The following is an 11783-nucleotide window of genomic DNA, read 5'->3' on the forward strand; positions in this document are numbered from 1 at the left end:
CTTTCAGGCGGTACGGTCCAGTGCCCTGAGGGACCGGTCGGTGATGGAACGGGCGCCGCGGCCGATGGCCACCATGCCCGACTGGACAAGCTCCTTGATGCCGAACGGCTCCAGCACCTTGATGAAGGCCTCGAGCTTGTCCGGGGTGCCGGTGACCTCGATGGTCACCGCGTCGGACGCGACGTCGACGCAGCGGGCCCTGAACAGCTGGACCAGCTCGAGAACGTGAGACCTGGTCTCGGCGTCGGCCTTGACCTTGATCAGCATGAGTTCGCGCTGGACCGACTGGGAACTGTCGAGCTCGACGATCTTGAGGATGTTCACCAGCTTGTTGAGCTGCTTGGTGACCTGCTCCAGCGGGAGCTCCTCGACGCTGACCACGATGGTCATGCGCGAGATGTCGGAGTGCTCGGTCGGCCCGACCGCCAGCGAGTCGATGTTGAAGCCGCGCCTGCTGAACAGGGAGGACACCCGGGCCAGGACGCCCGGCTTGTTCTCCACCAGCACCGACAGCGTGTGCCTGCTCATTCCTCGTTCTCCCACGTCGGCGCCATGTCCCGGGCGATCTTGATGTCGTCGTTGCTGGTGCCCGCCGCGACCATCGGCCACACCATGGCGTCCTGGTGGACCACGAAGTCGACGATAACCGGACGGTCGTTGATCTCCATGGCCTCCTTGATGACGGTGTCGACGTCCTCCGGCCGCTCGCACCGCAGGCCCACACAACCATAGGCCTCGGCCAGCTTGACGAAGTCGGGGATCCGGAGTTTCGTCTGCAGGTCGGTGTTGGAGTAACGCTGGTCGTAGAACAGCGTCTGCCACTGCCTGACCATGCCGAGGTTGCCGTTGTTGATGACCGCGATCTTGATGGGCACGCCCTCGATCGCGCAGGTGGCCAGCTCCTGGTTGGTCATCTGGAAGCAGCCGTCGCCGTCGACCGCCCAGACCGTCGCCTCCGGGCGGCCCATCTTGGCGCCCATGGCCGCCGGGACGGCGAAGCCCATGGTGCCCAGGCCGCCCGAGTTGATGAACCGGCCGGGCTGCTCGTAGTCGATGAACTGCGCGGCCCACATCTGGTGCTGGCCGACGCCCGCGACGAAGTAGGTGTCGGAGTCGGCGAGCGCGCTCAGCCGTTCCATGACGTACTGCGGCGCCAGCGAGCCGTCGGCGAACTCCTCGTAGCCGAGCGGGTAGGTCGTCTTGTAGCCGTTGAGCGTCTTCCACCAGTCGGTGTAGTCGCCCTTGCGGTTCTCCGCCTCGACGGCCGCGATCATCTCGGTGATGACCTCGCGGCAGTCGCCGACGATCGGCACGTCCGCGTGGCGGTTCTTGGAGATCTCCGCGGGGTCGATGTCGGCGTGGACGACCTTGGCGTGGGGCGCGAAGGTGGACAGCTGTCCGGTGACCCGGTCGTCGAAGCGCACGCCCAGGCCGATGATGAGGTCGGACTGCTGCAGCGCGCCGACCGCCGACACGCTGCCGTGCATGCCGGGCATGCCCATGTGCTGCGGGTGGCTGTCGGGGAAGGTGCCGCGCGCCATCAGCGTGGTGACGACGGGGATGCCGGTCAGCTCGGCCAGCCGCAGCAGCTCGGCCGAGGCGCCCGCCTTGTGGACGCCGCCGCCGACGTAGAGGACGGGCCGCTTGGACTCGGCGATGAGCTTGGCCGCCTCACGGATCTGCTTGGAGTGCGGCCTGGTCACCGGGCGGTAGCCGGGCAGCTGCATGACCGGCGGCCAGACGAAGGTGGTCTCGGCCTGCAGCGCGTCCTTCGAGATGTCGACCAGGACCGGCCCGGGGCGTCCGGTGGAGGCGATGTGGAACGCCTCCATGACCGTGCGGGCGATGTCGGCCGCGTCGGTGACCAGGAAGCTGTGCTTGGTGATCGGCATGGTGATGCCGGAGATGTCCGCCTCCTGGAAGGCGTCCGTGCCGATCATGCTGCTGGCGACCTGGCCGGTGATCGCCACGATGGGCACCGAGTCCATGTAGGCGTCGGCGATGGGCGTCACCAGGTTCGTCGCGCCAGGACCGCTGGTCGCCATGCACACCCCGACCCTGCCCGTCGCCTGGGCGTAGCCTTCGGCGGCGTGACCCGCGCCCTGCTCGTGCCGTACAAGCACGTGACGGACCTTGGTCGAGTCGTAGAGGGGATCGTAGGCGGGAAGGATGGCGCCGCCAGGGATCCCGAACACGGTGTCGACTCCGACGTGCTCCAGCGCCCTCACGAGGGCTTGTGCACCTGTCATCCGTTCGGTCATCGCTCGTTCCTTGCGTGGCGTTGAGCATTGAGGACATAAAAAATGCCCCGGCCCGCACGGGGGGTGCGGGGCTGGGGCGGCGCGCAGGTCGACGTGCTTCGCTAACGGCCTGCGCGCCGGCGAAGTACTACGAGAATCTCACTGCGAAGCATGGAACACACGATAGCCGCTCCTAGGGCTGCTGTGTCAATTTGGTGGAACGCGCGTCTCACGATCCGAGACTTGTGAGATTGGTACGCATGAGCGAGTCGACCCCGCGCGCCGCCATGGGCCGGGCCACGAGGTAGCCCTGACCTCGGGTGCAACCCATCTCCCTGAGCAGCTCCAGCTGCTCGGGCCGCTCGATGCCCTCGGCCACGACGATCAGCCCGAGGTCGTGGCCGAGCCGGACGATGGTGCGGGTGAGCAGCGTCAGCGTCTCGTCGCGGCCGAGGCCGGAGACGAACGACGGGTCTATCTTGATCATGTCGACCGGGAGCTGGCGCAGGAAGGCCAGCGAGGCGTAGCCGGTGCCGAAGTCGTCGATGGCCAGCCGTACGCCGAGGGCGCGCAGCTCCGACAGCCTGCTGATGGTCTCCTCGGCGTCCTCGACCAGCATCTCCTCGATCACCTCGAGGGTGAGCGCGGAGGCGGGCAGGCCGCTCTCCTCCAGCGCCTCGGAGATGGTCTCGACGAAACGCGGCGCGGTGATCTGCCGGGCCGACAGGTTGAGCGACAGGCCGATGTCCCACGAGGAGGCGCGCCAGGCGGCCACCTCGCGGCAGGCCTCGCGCAGGATCCACTCGCTCAGCGGCACGATGAGCCCGGTGTCCTCGGCGGGGCCGAGGAACTGCTCCGGCGGCACGAACACCGACCCGCGCCACCACCGCACCAGCGCCTCGACGGCGGTGACCCTGGAGGTGGCCAGGTCGACGACGGGCTGGTACTCGATGGCGAACTGCTCTTCGACCAGCGCCCGGTGCAGGTCGGCGGCCAGCTCGAGCCTGCGCACCACGTCGGCGTGCATGTGCGCGGCGAACACCTCGACCCTGCGCCCGCCGAGCTCCTTGGCCCTGGCCATCGCCACGTCGGCGTTACGGATCAGGTCGCCCGCCGGCAGGCCGTCCTCGGCGAAGGCCACGCCCACACTGGCGGTCAGCGCCACGTCGCGGTCGGCCACCCTGAACGGCTCCTGCGAGACCGCCCGTACCAGCCGCTCGGCCACATCGACGGCGACCTGCGCCGCCTCGGGCCCCGTCTCGACCAGCACGGCGAACTCGTCGCCGCCCCAGCGCGCCAGCGTGTCGTCGGGCCGTACGGCACCGCGCAGGCGGCGCGCCGCCTGCCCCAGGAGGTAGTCGCCGCTGGCGTGCCCCACCGAGTCGTTGACCGAGGTGAACCCGTCGAGGTCGAGGAAGATCACCGCGGTGCGGCCCGACTGCCTGCCCTCGAGCACCTCGCGGGTGCGCTCCTCGAAGTAGGAGCGGTTGGGCAGCCCGGTGACGCCGTCGTGGAAGGTCAGGTGCGCGACCTGGTTGCGCAGCGCCTCCTCGTCGCTGATGTCACGGGTGGTGATCAGCAGCAGGTCCTGGCCGCGCACGTGGCGGGTGGCCACGGACTCGGTGGGCCGCCAGGTGCCGTCGGCGGCGCGCACCCGGCAGGCGATCAGGCAGGCGCCCGGTGCCGCCTGGTCGTCGTCGAGGTCCATCTGGCGCAGGGCCAGCTGGATGCCGGGCACGTCCTCGGGGTGGATGTAGTCGAAGATCGAGCCGCCCACCAGGTCGTCGGCCTGGTAGCCGTAGATGGCCTCGACGCCCGCGCCCATCTCGCGCACGACGCCTTCGTAGTCGCACAGCAGGACCACGTCGCCGGTGCTCTCGGCCAGCTCGCGGAGCTGGCGCTCGCCGAGCGCGACGAGATGGCGCATGCGGGCGGTGGCGCCGATGAGCACGAAGACGCGCACCACCAGGATCACCACCGCGGAGACGGCGATGACGGCGACGCCGGTCACGGGCGGGCCCTTGAGGTTGAGCAGCATGGCGATCGCGGCGATCACGACCAGGCACAGCGGCACGGCGGCCAGCAGCGTGGCGGTGACCTGGCCGGTCGGCGCCTTCGCGGCCTCGTCGCCCGCCTCGACGATCCGCGATCTCCTGCCGCTCCACGGCAGCGCGGCCAGCAGCAGGAAGGCGACGGGGGCGAGCAGGAGGCTCCACCGGGGCGGCTCGACGCCGCCGAGCCTGGCGACGGCTGCCGCCAGCTCACCGATGGTCGCGGCGGCCAGTACGGCCAGGCCGGCGAGGCCGAGCGGCCAGAGCGGGGACCTCGCGGTGATGACCACGGGCCCCACCGCGCAGGTCAGCAGCAGGCCGATCAGCGCGGGCAACAGCGTGATCATGAACGTCGACGAGTCGCCGACGTCGACGTAGAGCGGTCGGAGCGCGACCGCCCAGCTGATCAGGAAGAGCGCGGCCGCGCACAGGTAGGCGTCGGTCAGCTGTCTCAGCACGACCTGAGGCCGCATCTGCCTGCCGGCGGACAGCACGCACCCCCCCGCGAGCAGCACGGTGGCGACGAGCATGAGCAGATCGGAGAAGTTGACCGCCAGGCTGGAGCCCGCGACGGGGCGCAGCACCACGCCGAGCAGCCAGACCACGGCCGCCGAGCCCAGCCAGCGCGCCGTGGTGCGGTGCTGGGGCGCCATCTTCACCGAGGCGACCAGCAGCGAGACCGCGGCCAGCAGCGCGGCCAGCCCTCCCGCGACCGCGGCGGTCGCCAGGGCCGGCGCGCCCGCGACGAGGGCGGCGGCCAGCCCCGCCACGCCTGTCGCGGCTGCGGCGGCCAGCGGCGCCCGTGGATCACGCCAGCGGATCAATGTCGTTGCCCATCCCGTGTCAAGTCAGCTCACGTGACTGCCGGAGTCCGGCAGTCGCACATCGCCAGTGTGTGCTCTCGCGGGCGCGCGGGGGGCGACAACCGGGGAGTCGTCACCGATCTGATAACCATGAGGACCACTTTGCTCCGAAGATCGCCTTGACAACGGGTCATGGATGGCTGTCGTGGAATCATCGATGACGACCACCGTACGCACCGAAGGTCACGACGCAGACACGTTCGGGATTCCCTTTGTCAGTACGACTCCGTGATGACGTTCTTCAACGGCTCGCCCGCCAGGTATCGCAGCAGCTGGGAGCGGATCAGCCGCAGCGCGCGGCGCGTGGAGGCGGGCGTGCTGCCCGCCACGTGCGGCGTGATGAACACCCCTGGCGCGTTCCAGAGCGGGTGCCCCTCGGGCAGCGGCTCGGGGTCGGTCACGTCGAGCGCGGCCCTCAGCCGTCCGGAGACGAGCTCGGCGACCAGCGCGCCGGTGTCGACGACCGTGCCCCTGGCGGCGTTGACGAGCAGCGCCCCGTCCTTCATGCGGGCCAGGAAGCCGGCGTCGACCATGCCCGTGGTGACGGGCGTCGCGGGGACGAGCAGCACCACGACGTCGGCCTCGGGAAGGAGGGCGTCCAGATCCTCCATGGCGTGGATGCCCTCGCGGGCCGTCCTGGCCACCCTGACGATCTCGACCTCGAACCCGGCGAGCCTGCGCTCGAGCGCCGCGCCGATGGATCCGTAGCCGACGATCAGCACGCGGGCGTCGGCCAGCACCCCGGTGTGGTGGTAGGTCCACTCGCCCCTGCGCTGGGCGTCGGCGAAGGCGGGGAAGTCGCGCAGCGCCGCGATCATCGCCCCGACCGCCCACTCGGCCGTGCCGGCGTCGTGCACACCGCGGGCGTTGCACAGCGTGACGCCCGGGGGCAGGTACGGCTGGTAAGGGTCCACGCCCGCCGTCACGGTCTGCACCAGCCGCAGCCGCTTCATGCTCGCCATGAGCCCGGGGGTGTCCGGCACGGGGATCAGCGGCGGGATCCACACCTCGACCTCGTCGGCCCCGTCGGGGACGGGCCCGCGGCCGTCGTGGACGACGCATTCGACATCGGGCAGATCGGCCAGCACTCCTGCGGCTTCTTCGGACGGCACCCAGATCTTCATACGCGGAACTTTATGGGGAAGGCACGAGTATGGGGCACATGAGGTCCATCTTCCAGATCATGATCGTCATGGCACTCGCCGCGGGATGCGCGGCGGCGCCGGCCGAGGTCGGCGGCGGCGCGCGCCCGGCCGGCACGGCCACGCCGTCGACCACGCCCGGCGAACCCCGCACGATCGCGCGAAACCTGCGGGTGCCGTGGGCGATCGCGTTCCTGGAGGGCGGCGACGCGCTGGTCACCGAGCGCGACCGCGCCAGGCTGCTGCGCGTGACGGCGGCGGGCGGGGTCACCTCGCTGGGCCGGGTCGAGGGGGTGGAGCCCGACGGCGAGGGCGGGCTCATGGGCGTGGCGGTGAAGGGCGAGCGGGTCTTCCTCTACTTCACCGCGGCCGAGGACAACAGGATCGTCCGCTATCGCCTCACCGGCGACCGGCTCACCGACGCCAAGGTGATCGTCGACGGCATCCCGAAGGGCGGCATCCACGACGGCGGCAGGCTCGCCTTCGGCCCCGACGGCTTCCTGTACGCCACCACGGGCGAGACCGGCGACCGGCGGCTGTCGCAGGACCGCGACTCGCTCGGCGGCAAGATCCTGCGCATGACCGAGGACGGCGCGCCCGCCCCCGGCAACCCGTTCGGCACCCTGGTCTACAGCTACGGTCACCGCAACGTGCAGGGCCTGGCGTGGGACCCGGCCGGCCGCCTGTACGCCTCGGAGTTCGGCGCCCAGTCCTACGACGAGGTGAACCTGATCAAGGCCGGCGGCAACTACGGCTGGCCCGAGGTGGAGGGCGTCGGCTCCGATCCGGCCTTCATCAACCCCATCGTCACCTGGAGCACCTCGGAGGCGTCCCCCTCGGGCATGGCCTACGCGAAGGGCTCGCTGTGGGTGGGCGCGCTCCAGGGCAGGCGGCTGTGGCAGGTGCCGCTGGGCCAGGACGGCTCGGCGGGCACGCCCGTGGCCCACTTCGACGACACCTACGGCAGGCTGCGGGCGGTCACCACGGCGCCGGACGGCACCCTGTGGGTGGGCACGAGCAACCACGACGGCAGGGGCGACCCGCGCGACGGCGACGACCGGATCCTGTCGGTGCCGCTGAGCTGAGCGGCGTCACTCCGTGTCGTCCGAGGCGGGCTTCACGCAGGTGACCTTCGGGCCCATGCGGTAGACGGTGGTCTTCGTCTCCCGCTTGACCTCGGCCCCGTTCTTGGTGATCACCCGGGTGACGTCGACGGTGAACCCGTCGTGCGGATCCTGCGGCGTGCAGCCGGGGCTGTCGTCCTCCTTGGCCGTGGCGGCGACGAAGGCACGCTTCGGCGAGGAGATCGACTCGACCTTGTCGTACCGCTTGGTGCTCCACAGGTCCACGGTGATCGAGGTGCCGGTGTAGGAGGTCTTCACCAGCACGCCGTACTCGGAGTCGTTCTTCCACTTCAGGTCCACGCTGGGCCAGAAGACCGTCGCCTCGCGCCCGGCGGGGTAGCGGGAGATCCAGTACATGTGGGCCAGGTGCTCGACGTCCTGGAACCCGCCGAAGTAGGCGGCGTTGTACATCGTGGTGGCGAACTGCGAGACGCCGCCGCCGACGCCGTCCTCCATCTTGCCGGCGACGATCTGCCCGGCCGGCACGTAGCCCTTGGCCGCGGTCCGCTCGCCGACGATGCCGTTGATGGAGAAGGTCTCGCCGGGCTTGACGATGTAGCCGTTGAGGGTCCTGGCCATCAGTTGGATGTTGGTGACCCGGGCGGCGCAGCAGGGATGCTGGGTGGTGAAGGAGCCGACCTTCTCCTTGATGCCCATGGCGCGCAGTTCGCTGTCGGTCAGGCGCGGGGAGACGACCGCCAGTTCGACCGGGATCGTACGGCTGCCGCCCGTCTTCAGCGCCTCGGCCACGTCCGTGGCCAGCTTCTTGTCATCGACGCCCTTGCCCTTGCGGGCCTTGACGAGCTTGAGCTTGCCGCCGACCACGTCGTAGGTGGCGTCGCGGGGGGCCTGCGCGGCGTCGACGAGCTGGCTCTCGATGCCGGCGATCGCCTCGCGCGCGTCGAAGCGGGGTTCGAGCCCGCCCTCCCCGTCGGCGACGAAGGTGAGGTTGGCGGCGATGACGGCGGCGGGGATCTGCGCCTGCTTGCCGTCCCTGGTCAGGGTGATCGGACCGGAGACGGCGCGGGTCGCGGTGGCCGCGGCGGCCTTGACCGCGGCGGGCGTGGTCGTGGGCTTGTCGGTCTCGACGGGCAGCGTCACGCTCTTGCGCGGGCCGAGGAAGGCCGCGCTGATCAGCTTGGCGGCGGCGGCCTGGTCGAGGACGCGGCCTTCGCGGGGGGCGACGGTGACGGGCTCGAGCCCTTTGAAGGCGACCTTGCCCTCCCGCGCCTTCTGGTCGACCTTGGCGGCCAGCGCCTCGACCGTCCTGGAGAGCTGGGCCGACTCGACGGTGACCTTCGGCTCGATCGCCGTGGTGCCGGTCAGCGCCCGCCACACCTCGACCGGGCTGGGGAAGCCGCTCGGCGCCTGCTCGATCGTGCCGACGACGTCGAGCTCGACGCCCGCCTCGTCGGGCTGGACGGTCTCCTTGCGGCCGTTCACCTCGACCTGGAGCGGCCGCTCGATCGTGGGCGCCAGCTCGTCACGGAGCTTGTCGGCGGCCTCGGTCACGGTCAGCCCGCCGATGTCGACGCCGCCGACCTCGGTGCCGCGCAGGACCGACCCCGACATGATCACCGCGGGGACGACGTACGCCAGGGCCAGCAGCACCACCACCGCGATGGCGATCGCGGGCAGCACGCGGCGGCGCCTGGGCGGCGGAGGGGGTGGCGGCGGCTCGGCGGAGGGCTGGCGCTCCTGCAGGCCGAAGACGGGCGGCGGCGGGGGCGGGGGCTCGTGGTGCTGCCCGTCGGCCATCGGCCACGGCTGTGGCGGCGGGGCGACGGGAGGCAGCGCGCCTGATCCGGCGGAGGGCGGAGCCTGGCCGCCGGATGGGCCGTAGATGTCGGGCGAGACTCCCGGCGGCAGCCCGCCGACGCGCGGCTTCCTGCCGCCGCCCGGCGGGGGCGTGGGCACCGAGGCGAACGGGTCGGTCGGTGGGTCCATCGGTCGGGCGTTCGCCACGCCTCAAGCTCCTCCCAATCCGCTGCCTTTCCTCAGGAAACACTAAGGCACTGCTGGTGCGATATGTACCTTGAATCAGGACATCCAGCGATAGCGGTGCTCGGGACGGCCCGCCGTGCCGTACCGCGGACGCAGCTCCGCCTTGCCCGCCGCACAAAGGTATTCCAGATAGCGGCGCGCGCTGACTCTCGACAGCCCCGTCAGCGTGGCGGCCTCGCTGGCCGACAGGTCGCCGCCCGCTTCGCGCAGCGCGTCGGCCACCAGCGCGCAGGTCGCCGACGACAGGCCCTTGGGCAGCGGCGTCTTCGTCACCCCGAACAGGCGGTCGATGTCGTCCTGGCGCACCTCGGGGCCGATGGCGGTGAGCTGCCTGCGCGTGTCGGCGTACTGGGCCAGCCGCTCGGCCAGCGCGGCGGCGGTGAACGGTTTGATGAGATAGCTGAACGCGCCGCCGCGCATCGCCGCCCTGACCGTCGGCAGGTCGCGAGCCGCGCTGATCATGAGGACGTCGACGCCGCGCAGCCGGTTCAGCACCTCGAGGCCCGACATGTCCGGCAGGTAGATGTCGAGCAGCACCAGGTCGGGACGGTGCCCGGCCACCGCCTCCAGCGCCGCCTCGCCGGTGTGGACGGCCCCCACGACCTCGAACCCCTCCACCTTCTCCACGTAGCCGCTGTGGATGCGGGCCACCATGAAGTCGTCGTCGACGACGAGCACCCTGACGGTCATGGCAGCAGCGCCGTGAACACGGCGCCTCCCGCGTTGTGAACCCGCACCCAGCCGCCCCTGCGCAGGCACGCCTGCCTGGTCAGGGCGAGGCCGAGCCCGCGCGGCCCCGAGCGGGCGGCCTTGGTGGTGAACCCTTCTCTGAAGACCTCGTCGACCAGGTCGGGGGTGATGCCGGGGCCTGAGTCGCCGACCCGCACCCGCAGGCCCTCCTGCGTGGCCCGGACGGACACCTCGATCGTGCCCGGCGCGCCGTCGAGCGCGTCGAGCGCGTTGGCCACCAGGTTGCCGACGACGAGCACGGCGTCCTGTGGGTCGTCGACCGCGTCCTGCGGCACGCAGGTGTCGTCGGCGAGCACGAGCGTCGCGCCGCGCTCGGCGGCCTCCGCCGACTTGGCCAGCAGCAGGGCGGCCAGCGTGGGGTCGGCGACCCGCTCGCGGATGCCGGTCGCGTAGGTGTTGCGGGTGGTCCTGGTGATGAAGCTGATCGCCGCCTCGTGCTCGCCCAGCTCCAGCAGGCCGACGACGGTGTGCATGCGGTTGGCGAACTCGTGGGCCTGGGCCCGCAGCGCCCCGGTGGTGGAGCTGGCCGACTCCAGCTCGCGCGACAGCCGGACCAGCTCGGTCCTGTCGCGCAGGGTGATGACCCAGCCGCGCTGCCGGCCGCGTACGGACACGGGCGTGCGGTTGAGCACCAGCACGCGCTCGCCGTGCAGCACGATCCTGTCCTCGCCCGGGTCGGCGCCGCCGAGCACGTCGCGCATGCGCTCGGAGACCGGCATCTGGGTCAGGTCGTCGCCCACCTCGCCGAGCAGCTCGCGGGCGGCGTCGTTGACCAGCGTCACCCGGCCCCGCATGTCGAGCGCGAGCACGCCCTCCTTCACGCCGTGCAGGACGCCCTCGCGCTGCTCCAGGAGCTTGGCGATCTCGCCCGGCTCCAGGCCGAAGATCTGCCTGCGCACCCGGCGGGCGATGAGCGCGGCGCCGGCCGAACCCGCCACCAGGACGGCGAGCGCCGTCCACAGCAGCGGCGCCAGCACCGAGCCGACCTGCGCGTCCACCCGCTCCACGAGCACGCCGACCGAGGCGAGCCCGATGACGGTGCCGTACTCGTCGAAGATCGGGGCCTTGCCGCGCACGGTGGTGCCGATCGTGCCCGTCTCGACGCCGACCCACTTCTGACCGGTGCGCAGGACGGCCGAGCCGTCCGTGGACAGCTGCTTGCCGATGAGCGAGGGGTTGGGGTGGGCGTAGCGCTTCTGCTCCCTGTTGGCGATCACGACGTAGTCGGCCCCGGTCTCCAGCTGGACGCCCGCCGCGATCGGCTGCAGCAGGACGGCCGGATCCCCCGTGGCGAAGGCGGCACGCACCTGTGGCATTCCCGCCACCGCTTCGGCGATCGCCAGCGCCCGCTGCTGGTACTGCGAGTCGAGCTGCCTGCGGGTGTGCTGGGCCCACACGACAGCCGTGCCGCTGACGGCGAGCACGACGATCACCATCTGCAGCACGAAGAGTTGCGTGCCGAGTCTCACAGGGCCATGGAAGCACCGGCAGGTCACGCGAGGGTCGCGACCAATATGACCTTTACGACGGGAAACGCGTAAAGGGTCGACGCCAGGAAATGTGCGTTTCACTATCCAGTATTCGAGATTGTGACACCCCCCACATTGGA

At 71.0% G+C, this 11783-nt stretch carries 8 protein-coding genes; 1 reads left to right on the forward strand and 7 read right to left on the reverse strand.

All coding sequences use genetic code 11. The annotated features are described in order from the left end of the window. Positions 1 to 3: 3 nt before the first annotated feature. The 4 genes from ilvN to ACWDLG_RS36230 all read right to left on the reverse strand — a co-directional run bounded on the left by ilvN (position 4) and on the right by ACWDLG_RS36230 (position 6278). Entirely contained in the window at positions 4 to 528 is a 525-nt protein-coding gene (ilvN, locus tag ACWDLG_RS36215; RefSeq protein WP_354909714.1) for an acetolactate synthase small subunit, read from the reverse strand. Then, positions 525 to 2261, reverse strand: a complete 1737-nt coding sequence (locus tag ACWDLG_RS36220; RefSeq protein ID WP_449928784.1) for an acetolactate synthase large subunit — start codon at positions 2259 to 2261, stop codon at positions 525 to 527. The genes ilvN and ACWDLG_RS36220 overlap by 4 nt, the downstream gene beginning before the upstream one ends. 208 nt (positions 2262 to 2469) lie before the next feature. Then, a complete protein-coding gene (locus ACWDLG_RS36225; protein WP_449928885.1) occupies positions 2470 to 5112 on the reverse strand; it encodes a putative bifunctional diguanylate cyclase/phosphodiesterase in 2643 nt (880 codons plus the stop codon). A gap of 257 nt (positions 5113 to 5369) precedes the next feature. Beyond that, positions 5370 to 6278, reverse strand: a complete 909-nt coding sequence (locus ACWDLG_RS36230; protein WP_449928786.1) for a 2-hydroxyacid dehydrogenase — start codon at positions 6276 to 6278, stop codon at positions 5370 to 5372. Positions 6279 to 6316: 38 nt separating this feature from the next. On the opposite strand from ACWDLG_RS36230, the gene ACWDLG_RS36235 reads away from it, so the two are divergent. Next, positions 6317 to 7381, forward strand: coding sequence for a PQQ-dependent sugar dehydrogenase (locus tag ACWDLG_RS36235; protein WP_449928788.1), 1065 nt, complete (start codon positions 6317 to 6319; stop codon positions 7379 to 7381). Positions 7382 to 7387: 6 nt separating this feature from the next. Here the strand turns inward: ACWDLG_RS36235 and ACWDLG_RS36240 are convergent, their stop codons facing one another. The 3 genes from ACWDLG_RS36240 to ACWDLG_RS36250 all read right to left on the reverse strand — a co-directional run bounded on the left by ACWDLG_RS36240 (position 7388) and on the right by ACWDLG_RS36250 (position 11643). Next, positions 7388 to 9385, reverse strand: coding sequence for a VanW family protein (locus tag ACWDLG_RS36240; RefSeq protein ID WP_449928790.1), 1998 nt, complete (start codon positions 9383 to 9385; stop codon positions 7388 to 7390). 75 nt (positions 9386 to 9460) lie between these two features. Then, positions 9461 to 10114, reverse strand: a complete 654-nt coding sequence (locus ACWDLG_RS36245; RefSeq protein WP_449928792.1) for a response regulator — start codon at positions 10112 to 10114, stop codon at positions 9461 to 9463. After that, positions 10111 to 11643 (reverse strand): ATP-binding protein, encoded by a 1533-nt coding sequence (locus ACWDLG_RS36250; RefSeq protein WP_449928794.1) that lies wholly within the window; start codon positions 11641 to 11643, stop codon positions 10111 to 10113. Before ACWDLG_RS36250 ends, ACWDLG_RS36245 begins: the two co-directional genes overlap by 4 nt. Positions 11644 to 11783: the final 140 nt, after the last annotated feature.

This window comes from Nonomuraea sp. NPDC003727 (assembly GCF_053586935.1).